This is a genomic window from Pedobacter sp. 10L46_2, from assembly GCF_056395165.1.
Genome location: NZ_JBFTIZ010000001.1, coordinates 1 through 15,714, shown reverse-complemented (window position 1 = coordinate 15,714; position 15,714 = coordinate 1). Strand labels below are relative to the sequence as shown.

Annotated in this window: 15 protein-coding genes; 5 read left to right on the top strand and 10 right to left on the bottom strand. The window is 40.0% G+C overall.

Going from position 1 to position 15,714, the window contains the following annotated elements:
* Nucleotides 1–8: 8 nt before the first annotated feature.
* Genes AC1DDX_RS00075 through AC1DDX_RS00035 form a run of 9 tightly spaced genes read right to left on the bottom strand, consistent with a single transcriptional unit; the run spans nucleotide 9 to nucleotide 8,320 of the window.
* Nucleotides 9–401, bottom strand: a complete 393-nt coding sequence (locus AC1DDX_RS00075) for a Sec-independent protein translocase subunit TatA/TatB (protein WP_288882727.1) — start codon at nucleotides 399–401, stop codon at nucleotides 9–11.
* A gap of 58 nt (nucleotides 402–459) precedes the next feature.
* Nucleotides 460–1,734: a murein hydrolase activator EnvC family protein gene (locus AC1DDX_RS00070; RefSeq protein ID WP_172661945.1), complete on the bottom strand. Its 1,275-nt coding sequence runs from the start codon at nucleotides 1,732–1,734 to the stop codon at nucleotides 460–462.
* A 20-nt stretch (nucleotides 1,735–1,754) separates the two neighbouring features.
* The gene (gene lolB1, locus AC1DDX_RS00065; protein WP_172661946.1) at nucleotides 1,755–2,537 is read right to left on the bottom strand and encodes a lipoprotein insertase outer membrane protein LolB1; all 783 of its coding nucleotides are present in this window, start codon (nucleotides 2,535–2,537) and stop codon (nucleotides 1,755–1,757) included.
* Nucleotides 2,515–3,888: a tetratricopeptide repeat protein gene (locus tag AC1DDX_RS00060; RefSeq protein WP_172661947.1), complete on the bottom strand. Its 1,374-nt coding sequence runs from the start codon at nucleotides 3,886–3,888 to the stop codon at nucleotides 2,515–2,517. Before AC1DDX_RS00060 ends, lolB1 begins: the two co-directional genes overlap by 23 nt.
* A gap of 6 nt (nucleotides 3,889–3,894) precedes the next feature.
* A complete protein-coding gene (gene dut, locus AC1DDX_RS00055; RefSeq protein WP_172661948.1) occupies nucleotides 3,895–4,326 on the bottom strand; it encodes a dUTP diphosphatase in 432 nt (143 codons plus the stop codon).
* Between the two features lie 2 nt (nucleotides 4,327–4,328).
* Nucleotides 4,329–5,852 (bottom strand): oligosaccharide flippase family protein, encoded by a 1,524-nt coding sequence (locus tag AC1DDX_RS00050; protein ID WP_172661949.1) that lies wholly within the window; start codon nucleotides 5,850–5,852, stop codon nucleotides 4,329–4,331.
* A complete protein-coding gene (locus AC1DDX_RS00045) occupies nucleotides 5,853–6,131 on the bottom strand; it encodes an acylphosphatase (protein WP_172661950.1) in 279 nt (92 codons plus the stop codon).
* Nucleotides 6,132–6,146: 15 nt separating this feature from the next.
* Nucleotides 6,147–7,106, bottom strand: coding sequence for an NAD(P)H-dependent flavin oxidoreductase (locus tag AC1DDX_RS00040; protein WP_288882732.1), 960 nt, complete (start codon nucleotides 7,104–7,106; stop codon nucleotides 6,147–6,149).
* A 35-nt stretch (nucleotides 7,107–7,141) separates the two neighbouring features.
* Nucleotides 7,142–8,320 carry an amidohydrolase family protein gene (locus AC1DDX_RS00035; RefSeq protein ID WP_172661952.1) on the bottom strand — a complete coding sequence of 393 codons (1,179 nt, stop codon included), beginning with the start codon at nucleotides 8,318–8,320 and terminating at the stop codon, nucleotides 7,142–7,144.
* 95 nt (nucleotides 8,321–8,415) lie between these two features.
* On the opposite strand from AC1DDX_RS00035, the gene AC1DDX_RS00030 reads away from it, so the two are divergent.
* From AC1DDX_RS00030 to AC1DDX_RS00010, 5 genes are all read left to right on the top strand, one after another.
* Nucleotides 8,416–9,105 carry a helix-turn-helix transcriptional regulator gene (locus tag AC1DDX_RS00030; RefSeq protein ID WP_172661953.1) on the top strand — a complete coding sequence of 230 codons (690 nt, stop codon included), beginning with the start codon at nucleotides 8,416–8,418 and terminating at the stop codon, nucleotides 9,103–9,105.
* 85 nt (nucleotides 9,106–9,190) lie between these two features.
* A complete protein-coding gene (locus tag AC1DDX_RS00025; protein ID WP_172661954.1) occupies nucleotides 9,191–9,688 on the top strand; it encodes a DinB family protein in 498 nt (165 codons plus the stop codon).
* Between the two features lie 154 nt (nucleotides 9,689–9,842).
* Nucleotides 9,843–10,889, top strand: coding sequence for a 23S rRNA pseudouridine(2604) synthase RluF (rluF, locus tag AC1DDX_RS00020; RefSeq protein WP_288882734.1), 1,047 nt, complete (start codon nucleotides 9,843–9,845; stop codon nucleotides 10,887–10,889).
* An 85-nt stretch (nucleotides 10,890–10,974) separates the two neighbouring features.
* A complete protein-coding gene (gene rlmN / locus AC1DDX_RS00015) occupies nucleotides 10,975–12,024 on the top strand; it encodes a dual-specificity RNA methyltransferase RlmN (RefSeq protein WP_288882735.1) in 1,050 nt (349 codons plus the stop codon).
* Nucleotides 12,025–12,126: 102 nt separating this feature from the next.
* Nucleotides 12,127–13,506 (top strand): hypothetical protein, encoded by a 1,380-nt coding sequence (locus AC1DDX_RS00010; RefSeq protein WP_288882737.1) that lies wholly within the window; start codon nucleotides 12,127–12,129, stop codon nucleotides 13,504–13,506.
* A gap of 266 nt (nucleotides 13,507–13,772) precedes the next feature.
* On the opposite strand, the gene AC1DDX_RS00005 is transcribed toward AC1DDX_RS00010, so the two are convergent.
* Nucleotides 13,773–15,714, bottom strand: a 1,942-nt coding sequence (locus tag AC1DDX_RS00005; protein ID WP_477621697.1) for a PAS domain-containing hybrid sensor histidine kinase/response regulator, incomplete at its 5' end; no start/stop codon positions are given.

Here is a 15,714-nt window from a genome sequence, read left to right as displayed (position 1 = left end):
TATTTTAGTTAAAGTTTAGTTTTATCTGTTTCTATTTTTGTGTTCTCTGTATCGTTATTCGCAGCAACAAGGTCCTGCTTTTCAAAATCCGATGAACCCCTGCTCTCCTCTACAACCTGTGCTTGTGGCTCCGGAGTAGTTTCAGAAGGATGATGACGATTGGCATTGGTGTCATTAATAACCGATTCGATATCATCAACAATACCTACGGAATTTATGTTACGATGGATTTCTCTTTTAACCCCTTCTGAGGCATCTTTAAAATCTCTGATTCCTTTCCCCAAACCTCTTGCTAGTTCTGGTAATTTTTTACCTCCAAATAACAAAAGTACCACCGCCAGGATGAGCATAATCTCGCCGCCACCCATGTTCAGGAATTCTATTAACGTCCCTCTATACATTTTCTTACTGATTTATAATTAATTAATACAAATATAAACATTTATAATCCACAATATCCTATTTTGCTATCCATGCTTCAGGATTCTGCGCTGCCATCCCTCTTCTGATCTGGAATTGCAGCTGAGGTGTACCTTCGGTTGTACCCACAGTACCTATTGTTTGTTTTGTAGTCACTTCCTGGTCTTTAGATACACTTACCGACTTCAGGTTCTGGTAAACCGTGAAATATTCACCATGTTTAATCAGCACAAAATACCTACCATATTGCTCCATAACCGTAGTAACCTTACCATTAAATACCGCACGTACAGCAGCTCCTTCAGCAGTTTCAATATTTACACCATCGTTGGTATAAGATGCCTGCCCTTCCATATGTCTTCCAAAACGTTCCGTAATTGAACCGGTAGCAACAGGCCATGGCAGTGAGCCACGGTTACTTTCAAATTGTGATGATAGCCTTGCAGCTTCCGGTGTTGCCGTCAGATATCCGCTGTTTGTTTTTGCTTTTGGCGCAGCGGCAGTTGGAGCAGGTTTATTTTCTGCTTTTGCCTTGGCGGCGGCAGCTCTTTCAGCGGCCAAACGCGCCTCTTCTGCCTCTCTTCTTGCTTTCTCTATCTCCCTTGCAATTGCTGCGCGGATATTTCTATCCAGCTGGGCAGATATTTTTTTCCGCGTTGCGATGTCTTGTCTATACTGCTTCTCTTCCCTGCTAAACTTATTCAGTACCTGAGATTGTTCACTCTTATTCTTGCCAAGCTTATTTTTCTCCTGCTCCTGTTCATGCAAAAGATTGCTCTTCTCCTTAAGGTTTCTATCTAAAATCACGATCTTATAATTAAGATCCTTCTGCTTACCCTGTATATAGTCGGCCTGTTTTTTACGGTACTGGCCAAACTGCTGTAAATACTTAATCCGCTTATATGCCTGATTAAAGTCACTTGCCGCAAAAATGAACATCATCTTATCATAAGAGTTCCTGTTCCTTTGCGCAAACCTGATCATACTTGCATATTCTTTTTTAAGCTGCCCCAGCTGTCCTTTTAAATTATGAACAACGTTCGTGTTTTCATGAATCTGATTGTCAAGATTTTTCATCTCCGAATTGATCACAGAGATTTTGCTTTGCATTAAGCCAATTTTGGCATTTAGTGCATTGATCTGGCTTAAAGTAAGCTTTTTGTTCTTTGCTGCTTTATTTGCATTTTTCTGCAACAAATCAATTTCGCGCTGTATGGCTTCTTTTTTTCTTTTCAACTCTGCACTACTTTGTCCGAAAACAACAGAGGCAGATAGTAAAAATAAGAGGAGTAAAAGTAATTTGTTTAGCTTCATTGCATCAAAAGTATAAAAAATCAGTTTATTACCTCATACTTATTTGGAACATTAAACGGAAATTCAAGAGCAAGATTGCTTTCAATTTTCGAAAAGTCCAAATTGATATTAATTCTTTTATCCCCGGCCATAGAGTTAATTTTCAGATTAGTGGGAAAAAGAGCGCCATTAATATTCTGATATTCCCCGTAAACAACCCGCAAAGATCTTCCGGAAGCAATATCATTTAAATTGTTTTCATTAACCTTTAACAAGGTATTAAAAATCACTCTGTAAGCCAGGCCTTCATTTACGCCACTAAGGGTCCAAACGCCGTTTTCCTGTGCTACCAGTGTCTCATCTCTAAAGAAATCTTTAACCGTATTTCCAGAGAAAATAGCTTGTAACAGCTCAAAATTAACCTGTTTATTGGTATAAGTATGTACGTAATTAAAAGGCTTCTTTAAATAAACCCCCTGTAAATTATTTCTGACCTTAATACTATCCGGAGTAATTAATGCCCTTGCCACTTCGATACCTAAAGCGGTAATACTTACCCAGATTTTTTTATTTTTCTCTATCCTGATGTTCATGTTCACATTATTTGTGTTCCCATTGATATCAAGACTAGCCTTTGCTTTAAGCGAAAGCGTACTAAAAGAAATATCCTTCGCTTTTAGCACCGTTATCGTTTCTGATCTCTTGTTGTCAGCCGGAGTTTCCACTACCTTTGGCGGCTTAACAATGGCTTTCTTGGTTTTACAAGCCATTCCCACCGAAACAAGAGCAACAAACAGCAAGCTATTGAATATATTTCTTCTCATTAATCTTCTTATTTAACTTCTCTGAATTACTTCCGGCGCTTTTGGCCTTCTTCCACTGTGCCAATCCCAAATCTTTATCACCCTTCAGAAATAAAACATCACCATAGTACTCTATATATAACGGATTTTCTGCATCCAGTTGCAATGCTGTTTTGATATTTGTTAACGCCAATGCATTTTGGTTGTCATTTTGAAGGGCCAATGCCATGTAATAATATAAAATAGCTTGATTCGGATAAACCGACAAAGCATCATCAGCAGTTTTGATTGCATCCTTATATAAACCAAGCGAAGTCTGTATATTCAACATCTGTTCCCATACTGCATAGAGCTGATCGGTCATCTTTAATACAGATTGGAACTGTGTCAATGCGCCCTGCAGATCTCCTTGCTGATAAAGTACATCACCGTATAAAGCAAAAACTTTAGGATCATCCGTATGAACCTTCGTTGCAATCATTGCCAGTTCAGCAGCAGCATCCACCCTTAACTGATCTTTCTTGCCACCCAAAAGCATCACTACAATTTTAACTTTTTGGTCAACAGGCATCATAGTGTTTCCAAAAGCCTTTTTTAGAGATATCTGTGCTTCTGTATTATTCTTTAAGGCACTATAAACGTCAGCCATCGCCAGATCCACCTCAAAATTATCCGGTTCCAGTTCTTTTGCTTTCTTAAGTACTGCCAAAGCTTCAGCGTTCTGGTTTTTTTGTATCAATACCCCACTTGTATATAGCAAGCCCTTAACATCCTTTACATTTTCAGCTAGGATCTTCTCAACTTCTTTCTTATCAAGCCCGTCATCTTTCCCCATACTCGCGCGCTGCCTGGCTTCGGTTAAAGCATCTGAAGGTCCGAACTTCTTTTCCAGTACATCATACCCTTTCAAAGCGGCGTCTTCTTTACCCGCTAGAAGCAAAGCATTGGATTTATCAAAATAATAAGAGTCTTCATCAGGAGAAAGCGCAATTAACTTATCAAAAACGCCAACCAGATTATCCATATCTCCTTTTCGCTTATAAAGCTCTGCCAATAATTTCCAGAACCAAATGTTATTAGGACTCAGCGCAGTAGCCTTTTTAATGGCCATTTCTGATTCCATCAGTTTATTTTGTCTGAAATTCAACGTAGCAATCTCAAAATAAGCAGCAGAATTGTCAGGATCGATCTTCAACAACTTATCAAAGTTCTCAGCTGCCTTCGGATAATTTTCATTTAGCTTTTCCTTTAAACCTGCAAAGAAGAGTGTTTTTATAGCCATGCTGTCCGTTGCAGAAACCACAGGTTCCTGGGCAAACACCGATGTGCTGCCAGTAAGCAATATCATTAAAAACCACTTACCTCTTCTCATAACAAATTATTTGCCTGTATGCCCGTAACCACCAGCTCCACGCGTTGTATCGCTCAACTCGCCTACCGATTTCCAGCTTACCTTTTCATGTTTTGCAATAACCATTTGGGCTATTCTATCACCATCATTCACCACAAAATCTGTATCAGACAGATTAACCAACAACACTTTCAGTTCACCGCGATAATCTGCGTCAATAGTACCCGGCGAATTCACAATACTGATTCCATGTTTATAAGCGAGGCCACTACGTGGGCGTATCTGCGCTTCATAACCTACAGGAAGTTCAATATGTAAACCTGTTGGAATCAAAATACGTTGTAAAGGTTTAATCGTAATATCAGTTTCTATAAAAGCGCGAATATCCATACCTGCAGCATGTTCAGTTTCATATTGAGGCAATGGATGTCCGGAATTGTTTATAATGTTTATGTTCATTTTTAGTTCTTTTTTAATAGCGCCATCAGTTCTTTTTTCTCCGCATAAAATGCAGCCAAAGCAAACAATATCAGCAACCCATTACCGATAAACATGTTCCTGTTAAACACACTAAATGAGATAAAAACGATTACTATGGCGGCAACAATATAAGCTAAATTCTTTTTTATTTGATAAGGAATGGGATAATTACGCTGTCCCCATAGATAGGACATTACCATCATACCTGCATAAGCGACAAATGAAATCCAGGCTGATGCCATATAGCTATATTTTGGAATAAAGATCCAGTTCAATACGATAGTCAGCACCGCACCGATACCTGATATGTACAAACCATATTTGGTCTGGTCAGACAATTTGTACCAAACCGACAAGTTCATATAAATACCCAAACTAAGGTAACCAAATACCAATGGGGGGACTACTCCCAGTCCAGACCAATAGATGTTTTGAACCACATGATTGTTAACTACGCGAGTTTCCGGCCCTACAATTATCGTAGCCAGAATATTTACGTTGGCCACCAGTGCCACTGCTATAATCACCACCGTAATTACAAAATAATTCATAATCCGCGCGTAGGTCTCTTTAGCATTTTTATTTTTTGAATGATTGAAAAAGAAGGGCTCTGCTCCCAACCTAAAGGCCTGTACAAATATGCTCAGGAATAATGCAATTTTTGCACATAAACCGTAGATGCCCACTTCCTGATCACTGATGCTGGCAGGCAGCATATGCTTAAGCATGGCCTTATCTAGTGCTTCGTTAATGATAAAGGAAATGTTGGCGATCAGTACTGGCCAGCTGTATACAAACATTTCTCTAAACATGCCCAGGTCAAACTTCAGCTTGAGCTGCAAAATCTCTGGTAATAGTAAAAATATGGTACACACGCTCGCAATCACGTTCGATAAAAATACATAACCTACCCATTTGGGTCTGTACCAACTTGCCATCCATTCCCCCCCAGGCAGCTTGTGGCTAATGATCATCGGAATGAGAAATAGGAAGAACACATTAAAGAACACAACGATAAAAATATTCAAACACTTTATTGTTCCAAACCTTATCGGCCTACCTTCGGCACGAATCTTCGCAAAAGGAATTACACAAAAGGCATCCGTTATCAGGATCGTCAGGAAACACTTTACATAGAAAGCATAATCTGCATGATCTTTAACATCTCCAGTCTGCATAAAATCGATAATGCTGTTTAAAAAAAGTAAGGAGAACAACAAAAATACAATAGAGATGGCGATCACTGCCCCAAAAGCATTGTTATAAACCAATTGCCTGTTATCATTCTTTTTCTGCAGATACCTGAAAAAGGTAGTCTCCATCCCAAAAGCCAGTATTGGATTAATAATAGCAGCATATCCATACATGGCCGTAAAAATGCCATTGCCACCAACCGGCAATGCTCTCGCGTAAATGGGCGTTAATGCAAAGGCAATCATCCTGGAAAGGATTGTACTGAGGCCATAAATAGCCGTATCACCAGCAAACTTCTTTAATACCGACATCTACTTCTTAATGATTTCAAAATTCTGATAGTTTTTCACCTCACCGGGTGTAACCGCTACATTTTCAATTTTGGCCCGGTCTGGCCCCTCATTGCACCATTCTACAAAAACTTCAAGTAAAGTATCATCACCCTCTGCTTCCAGATATAATGAACCATCTTTTTCATTCCTTACCATACCTCTAATGCCCATCTGATCAGCAACAGCCTTAGTGGTAGCCCTGAAAGATACCCCTTGCACCTTTCCTGTTATTTTAATATCTATATGTTTCGTTTCCATGTAAACTTTAAACCTTTAACGGTAATCGCTAAATTCTAATGCGCTTAACCTATTTTTTTCTTCTAAAAATTCTGACCAAATACTGTGTAGTATAACTGCTGCCGGCTTAATATCTTGTAGCATGGCCGATACCTGGCCTATTTCCAACTCGCCCTCATCCATATTTCCTTCAAACATACCCAGTTTAGCGCGTGCCTTTCCCAGAAGATGCTTCAATGCCTCAACACTTGCACCTTCCGACTCTGCTTTGGCTACTGCGTCTGCAAATTCATTTTTCAATAACCGTACAGGGACCAGTTTTTTCAGCGTCAGCTTAGTATCTCCCTCCATTGCCTCTACTATCCTATGTTTAAAACTGGGATGAGCTGAAGACTCCTCGGCAACAGCAAATGCCGATCCTATTTGCACCCCTTCGGCACCCAATGCAAAAGCCGCAAGCATTGCCCTGCCACTTCCAATCCCCCCGGCAGCAATCACCGGAACTTTAACCACAGCTTTAACCATGGGGACTAAACACATTGTCGTCGTTTCTTCTCTTCCATTATGCCCACCTGCTTCAAACCCTTCGGCCACAATGGCATCTACTCCGCAAGCCTCTGCTTTTAATGCAAATTTTGTATTGGCAATAACATGCGCCACCGTAATTCCCTTTTCTTTTAAAAACCCCGTCCAGCTGGCAGGATTTCCTGCCGATGTAAATACCACTTTTACCTGTTCAGCAACGATAATATCCATTACCTCCTGCACATTAGGATAAAGTAACGGAACGTTTACCGCAAATGGCTTTGACGTCGCCTTTTTACACTTTTGGATATGCTCCAGCAACACCTCAGGATACATAGACCCGGCGCCAATAATGCCCAACCCGCCTGCATTAGACACTGCAGAAGCCAACCTCCATCCACTACACCAAACCATGCCGGCCTGGATGATTGGATATTGAATACCAAAAAGAGATGCAATTCTATTCTTCATCAAATGCAAAGAAAAGACATTTATCTAAATAAAACTTAAAACAATCTTTCTACTCTTGATCCCAGCATTATTATCCCGCTTATCTCTTCAAAATCAACAAGGTTTATGCCCGGCCTTTTTCCCGGCTCCAGACTACCGTAACGCTGTTCAACCCCTAAAAACTCAGCCCCGTTAATGGTGCCCCATTTTAAAAGATCATCAAAGTCAATTCCAAAATTGATTTGCAGGGTCTGCATCTCTGCAAATATGCTCAGCCTGTTGTTACTGGCTAAACTATCTGTCCCCAGCGTAATTTTAACCCCGGCAGTCCTCAGGATATCTACATCCGGGAGTCTGTTTTCTATATACAAATTCGCATTCGGGCAAAGGCACCAATATAAATTAGGATGATATGCTTCTGCAAATTCAACATCTGCTTTTGAGGTAAAAGTATTATGTACCAACAGTGTTTTCTGTTTACCAGATAACAGTGGTAAAAATGTTTGTAAAGATGTTTTACCAGAGGCTTCATAAAAGTCAATATCCAGGCCCAGAACTTTATACAATTCCAAAAATCCCCCTTCCTTGCGCTCAAAAAATAGGTTTTCATCTTCCGTTTCCTGATTATGAATGCTGAGCAGCTCACTACTGGTTTCACCATTACTACGCAGCTCTTTAAATAACTCAGCCGAAACTGAATATGGGGCATGCGGAACAATTGAGACCTTAAGGGGATCAAACTTCTCCTTAAATTCAAGTGCACGATTTATAGATTCTTTTGCCGTTAAGGGATTAAAACCCATAACTTCCAGGAAAGTATGGTAATAAATAGGGCTTCCAAGCTTGGTTCCCCTTGAAATGATCTGATTCGAAATATCACCAACAGCAACTATTCCATTCTCAAACATTTCCCTGTCCGCTCTCAGCATGGCCAGATCCAGCGCATCTTCATCAGATGTCCTCAATTTCATTATGGCTTGGACAAAACCCAATAACCCGGTACGTGTTTCTATCTGGCCTTTTAGATGCGACAATTCCAAATGGCAATGTGTATTCACAAATCCCGGCACTAATAAGCCCTCATAATGGGTTATGTCCTTTATTTTCTCTTTCCCGGCTTCCTCAGGCGTTAAAACACTGGTTATTGTACCATCAATTTCAACTCCTATCACCCCATTTTTTATTGGGGGGCTAACCACAGGAAATACGTAAGACGCAGATATATAAGAAATCATAACTACAAAGAACGGATAATAAGCGCAGAAATCTATAAATTAGTACCCGCTAAAGCTATTTTATATCAATTTGCAAAACATCAACAAGCCTATAAATGAATCGGATAGACAGACTTTTTGGAATACTTGTCCTACTTCAGACAAAAAAATATGTTACAGCCGACAAAATTTCGGATCAATTTGAGATCAGCATCCGTACCGTTTATCGCGACATTAAAGCACTTACTGAACAGGGAATTCCAATTAGCTTCGAGCAGCCAAAAGGCTACTTCATTGTCCAGGGATACTTTCTCCCACCCGTATCGTTTAATTCTGAAGAAGCCAATGCTTTATTAATTATGGAACGTCTGGTTTCCGGCTTCACCGATCAATCTATTCTTAAACATTATACCACTGCCTTAAATAAGGTCAAAGCGGTATTGCGCAGCAATCAGAAAGAGAAACTGGAACTGCTGAACAACAACATGATACTGCAACTGCCCGATTCAATAAAAAATGAATTTGAATACCTTTCGGCCTTACAAAACGCCATTTCCTCGCAGTGCATCATAGAAATTGCATATACAAACAACAAAGTGCAAACCACTAAAAGGGAGCTGGAACCAATTGGACTCATATTTTATGCATTCAGCTGGCATTTAATCGCATGGTGCCACCTCCGCTGCGAATACCGTGATTTCAAGGTATCCCGAATTGAGTCCGTAAAAAATTTAGAAATCCCATTCCGAAAAACCGAGCACATGCAATTAAGTGAGTATATGAAGCTCCTTCCAGTCAATTATTAAAATAAATTTTCTTTCTCAAAACAGACTGCCATAGGGTTGTCAGTTGCCCTCATTTACTTTGTTCTACAAAACAAAAAACAAAGTTATGAGCAGAATTAAAATGTATTTAAAGGAACTGGAACAAGAGGCTTTAACCACGCGCAAAATGTTGCAAAGAGTGCCAACTGATAAGTTTGAATGGCAGCCACATGAAAAAAGCATGACCATTAAGCGACTGGCCACTCACATTGCGGAACTGCCAACCTGGATTACAATGGCCATCAAAACCGACGAGCTTGACTTCGCCGATAACCCTTATCAACCTGCTGATGTAAATACTACTGAAGAATTACTGGCTTATTTTGAAAGTTCACTGGCCGATGGCAGATCTGAGCTTAAAGAAGAAAACGAAAGTCTTTTAGATAAGGACTGGACCTTAAGAAATGGACAACAGATTTATAGTGTTGAACCTAAAGCAGATGTAATCCGAATGAGTATTAATCAAATTATCCACCATAGGGCTCAACTAGGGGTGTTTTTAAGGCTTCTTAACATCCCAATTCCAGGAAGTTTTGGTCCCAGTGCTGATGAAATGGATTTTTAAAATGATTTGCTTTATTTTAAAATGGGGTCATTTTGTGATCAGAATGACCATGCTTTTCTTCCTAAAATAAGTTGCTTAAAAATATTTTGATAGCATATTTGGTTATAAATTGATTCCTTTGTAAAAAAGAAATCAATTTATAACTCCAATATCCATGTCTGATTCTAGCATCCGATTAAATAAATACATTAGTGAAAGCGGTTTATGCTCCCGTAGAGCGGCCGACAGATATATTGAGCAAGGCAATGTATTTATCAACAGCAAACGGGCTAAGGTTGGCGACAAGGTCATCTTTGGAGACATTGTTACGGTTAACGGACAGACTATTGAACCTAAAGAGGTCGAGAACTCTGTTCTTATTGCTTACAACAAACCTGTTGGCATTACCAGTACTACTGAGGCTGGTGTGAAAAGCAATATTGTTGACCATGTAAATCATAGTGAAAGGGTATTCCCGATCGGGCGTCTGGATAAAGACTCTCAAGGCTTAATCTTCCTTACCAATAACGGCGACCTGGTAAACAAAATACTCAGAGCAGGTAACAATCACGAAAAAGAATACATAGTTACTGTAAATAAACCTATTACTGAATCATTTTTAACCGGCATGGCCAAAGGTGTACCGGTATTGGGCGTAATGACCAAAAAATGTAAAGTAACTCAGGAAAGTCCTTTTGTATTTAAGATCATACTGATTCAAGGGCTAAACCGACAAATCAGACGGATGTGCGAGCATTTTGGTTTTGAAGTAACCAAGCTGGAACGTGTTAGGATCATGAACATCAGTATAAAAGGCATTCCTGTTGGCGAATGGCGCGAGCTCACCCCAGCAGAGCAGACTGAGATATTTAACATGGTTGCAAAATCAAGTTCCGAAAGTGCCGCTCCTAAAAGAGTAAATAAAAAACCTAAAGCCAGGGCAGAAGAAGATTTATCCGAAAATGTAACTCCAAGAAAATCTTCAGGCAAACCTGGAGGCCCTAAAAAACCTAATAGCAAGGCATCGTCAGGTACGGTAAGCAGAGCAGATCGTCCCGCTGGTGGCAAAGGTAAATCAGCACCAAAATCTGCCGGAGGTTTCAAATCCGCTGCTTCAAGTACTGACTGGAACAAAAACAACGGACCAAGCAAAAGACCGGTAAGACCAACAAAAGGCAGATCCGGTGCCCCGGCTGCAAAAACCAGAAGTCCCAAACGCTAATAGTTGCTGGTTTCAGCTACCCTCCGCGTTGAAATGAATTATCAATGACGGGGAAAGAATATTTTTTAGGTAGCTTTGCAACCAAATGCTTACTACAAAGAAAACTGATATACGTTCATTAAACCTGGCGCAGCTGCAACAGCACTTTACCGCCATGAAAGAACCTTCTTACAGGGCCAAACAGGTTTACCAATGGCTTTGGGAAAAATCAGCACGCACATTTGCAGAGATGAGTAATCTTTCCAAAGAGCTTAGAATTAAGCTTGATGAAAATTATGCCATCAACGTAGTGGAGGTTAACAACTCTCAATTCAGTAATGACCATACCATCAAAAATACATTCAGGCTATATGACGGCAACATTGTAGAAGGTGTTTTAATTCCAATGGACGACCGCATGACCGCTTGTGTAAGCTCTCAGGTTGGCTGCAGCTTAACCTGTAAATTCTGTGCAACAGGCTATATGGATCGTAAACGTAACCTCAATGCTGATGAGATTTATGACCAGGTAGTATTAATTGACCAGCAGGCTAAGCAAAATTACAATGCCCCATTGACAAATATCGTTTACATGGGTATGGGTGAGCCCCTGCTTAATTATGCCAATGTATTAAAGTCGATAGAGCGGATCACCGCTCCCGATGGCTTAAATATGTCGTACAAGCGAATCACCGTGTCTACAGCAGGCATCTCTAAAATGATAAAAAAATTGGGTGATGATGGCGTTAAATTCAATCTTGCCCTGTCATTACATGCTGCCAATGATAAAAAGCGCAATGAGATTATGCCTATCAATGAGCACAATACCCTAAAAGCGCTTGAAGAAGCATTAAAATACTATTATTCCAAAACCAAAAACGCAGTAACCTACGAATACATTGTGTTTAATCACTTCAATGATGAAATTGAAGATGCCATGGAACTTGCAAAGTTCTGCAAACATGTTCCCTGCAAGGTTAACCTGATTGAATACAATCCGATTCAGTTTGCTGATTTTGTGAATGCTGAAGGCGATAAAATCGATGCGTTCTCTAATTACCTGAAAAGCCAGGGCATCACCACAAATATCCGACGCAGCCGCGGTAAAGATATTGATGCGGCTTGTGGTCAGCTCGCCGTAAAACAGCAAAATTAATCATCAGGTCCAGCCACTTAAATCCTAAAAAGGGAAAAACTAGCGAATGAACTTAATTAAACATCGCTGTCTTTGCATAATAAATTTATCTAAGTTTGTTAAATGCGTTTGTCTCATCTGTTTTTTGCGTTCCTTTTCCTGGCATTTACGGCCTGCCGTAAATCCGAAGGAATAACTACGGATGCTAAAGCAAAGCTCTCTTTTTCTACCGACACCCTCCTCTTCGATACGGTATTTACTGCTGCAGGATCTACCAATAAACGGATTAGGGTTTATAACCCAAATGTAAAAACGGTTAACATCAGTGAAATCAAACTCGGTGGTGGTGCCGGCTCTAATTTTAGCCTCATCATAAACGGACAATCTGTTAACCAGAAATCCAACCTTCAAATTGACGGTAAAGATTCTATCAGTATCTACGTAAAGGCTACCATTGATGCAAACAACCAAACAGAACCATTTATTGCGCAGGATTCCATTGTGTTCAATACAAATGGGAACCGGCAATCTGTTGCACTTATAGCTTACGGACAAAATGCCGTTTTTTTAAACAACCAAACCATCACGTCAAACACCACTTGGAATAGTGCGCTGCCTTATATCATCTACAAATCTGTAACGGTTGCCCCACAAACTACACTAACAATCCTCCCCGGCACCAAAGTGCTTTTTCATGAAAATTCAGGAATGAATATTAAAGGAAAACTGTTAGCGACCGGCACAGCCACCAATCCCGTTTTATTTTCGGGAGACCGAATGGAAGGCATGTATGCCGAGGAACCCGGACAATGGCATGGTATCCATTTTTATAGCAGCAGTTCCAATTCAAAACTCCATTACACCCAGATCAAAAATGCAGTAATAGGCGTCACTGTCGATTCTCTTTCCACAAATAACACACCCAAACTAGTACTTACCAATAGCATCATAAAGAACATGACCATTGCCGGTCTTGCAGGCTACAATGCTGAATTGGATGCATTTAACAATCTGTTTTACAATGCCGGTCAATATCTTTTGTATGGTGTTTCCGGAGGAAGATATAACCTCAAGCAAAATACATTTGCCGGCTACAATACAAAGTTATCGCGCAGAACACCATGTCTGTATTTCTCTGATGCAGGGAGCGGATATCCCTCAAAAAATTTAAAAATCCTGCTGGTCAATAATATCATTTGGGGAAGCTTAACTGAAGAGTTTCTTGTTGATAAAAAAAGCACTGCAGCTATCGAAACGGAACTGAGCAACAACGCGATTAAAACGATGCTAAAAACCTATGAGGGCAGTTTTAATCTGTTAAATATTGATCCCGGTTTTATAGATCCCATCAAATACAATTTTCTGCTTCAGAACAATAGCGCTGTATTACATAAAGGCCGCGATTTAAGTGCCGACCCTGCTTTTAATCTTTTCTTAAACAAAGACCTTAATAACGGGCCCAGAACATTCCCTTCAGAACTCGGGTGCTACCAGCATAATTAAAAAAAAACACCTCAATTATAACAATTTCAAGATAAGGTCGTTTATGTTAATGAGAGCGTTAATTTAGATGGTAAGGGTCGGTATTCTTAATAGAAATACCGGCCCTTTACTTTTTTCACTTTTTATTGTCAAATAAGTCTTTTATTTTTTGGCAATTAAGAAATAATTCGTTCCTTTGTTACGAGAGCGTTAATTTAAGGGTCGATAATTCCATGCAAATGGACTATCGGCCCTTTATCTTTTACAGCAAATCCAATTCAATTTTACTACTTAGAGAAGTTTATAGCGATAATATTCTTTATTTCTTCCGGCTTAAATGGCTTCAATATATGCCCATTCATCCCGCAAGCTTTGAACTTGCTATTTTCATCCTGAAGTGTAGATGCAGTAAGCGCAATTATAGGAATGGTTTTAAAATACTCATCATCCAGCTCCCTTATAATACTTGTGGTCTCAAACCCATCAATACCTGGCATTTGAATATCCATAAAAATAAGGTCAAAGGTTTTTGTCATTACCTTCTCAATGGCTTCCCTACCATTTCTGGCAAATTCAAGGTCAAATCCCCATTTACTAAGTATGCGGTTTGCAATCAGAATATTAATTTCATTATCATCAACAACCAATATCCTTTTTCCAATAAATGAGGCCGGCGGTTCTACTGATTTAACAAGTCCGGTCTTTTGTGTCGCTTTGCTAAATTGAATATCGAAAGAGAATTCGGTCCCTTTTCCTTCCTTGCTTTTTACTTTAATGTCCGACTTATATAACTTTAGCAGCTTTTTGGTAATGGCCAAACCAAGACCTGTGCCTCCATACTTCCGTGATATATCAGTTTTAGCCTGAGTAAATGTTTCAAAAATGTATGATTGTTTATCCTCAGGAATTCCAATACCATTATCCTTTACCACAAAGCGCATCACCACAGCTTCTTCATTTTCGCTGACAAGCTCAATCTTTAATTCTATCGTCCCATAATCTGTGAACTTAATTGCGTTTCCAAGTAAGTTCATCAGGATCTGATACAATCTGGTCTTATCCCCAAGAATATTCACCGGAATCTGATCATCACATGCCAATGTCAGCTTGTCCCCTTTTTGCGCGGCATTAATTTGTAAGGAGTTCACAATATCGCAGGCCAGGCTTTTAATGTCTAATGGTATAGCTTCCAGTTCCAGATTACCGGTTTCTATTTTTGTAAAATCCAGGATGTCGTTAATAATATGCAAAAGGTTTTCCGCAGAAAATTTAAGCACATTCAGATCTTCCAGCTGCGATGCCTTAGGATCATTATCTATCAGCAAATGGGTCATCCCAATAACTGCATTTAATGGGGTCCTGATCTCGTGGCTCATTACAGAAAGGAACATCTCCTTCGCCTCACTCAGCTGCAACGCCTGCTCTTTAGCCTCGAGCAACTCATGCTCTATTTGCTTACGCTGAGTGATATCCGAGATCAGATCAATCTGACGTTCAAGCGAACCCTTATCATTTATAATTGGGGTATTGGAAACCGAAAGCCAGATAGATTGGCTGTCCTTGGTTTTGGCTTGTACCTCTATCTCATAAGATTCATTTTTCAGTGACTTTGCCCGGGAGCTTAAGATCAGCTCTTTATGCGCTTCGTCTTTAGAAAGCACATCGCCCAGTTCCTTGCCCTTCAGCTCGGCCAAAGAATAACCGGTTAACTTTTTAAGGGATTGGTTTATCCAGGTCGTTTTGCCTTCGGCATCTGAGATGTTAACTCCAGTATTGGTTTTACTGGCTACCAAAGACAGTACCTGCAGTTCTTCTTCTGCCTTTTTCTTTTCAGTAATGTCTATAATGATCTCCACCTCCATATCAACCTTTCCTTTATCATCCAGCACCACTGTATTGTAAATAGACAACCAAATGGGTTGTCCGTCTTTCCTATACGAAAGGAGGTCTACCGTAAAAGACCTGTTTTGTTTGATCAGGARCCTTGCTTTTTTCAATAGCTCCAAATCCGTTTTGGGGCCAATGATCAAATCACCCAGGCGCTTCCCCTTCAAATCATTGATGGTAAATCCCGTGATCTTTTCAAAGGCATCGTTCACCCAGGTTACATGGTTATTGGCATCGCTGATCACCACCGCATTATTGATCTTACTGGCTACAAAAGACAGCCTTACCAACTCACTCTCTACCCGTTTATTTTCGGTGATGTCTCTTCCATAGGTATACCAG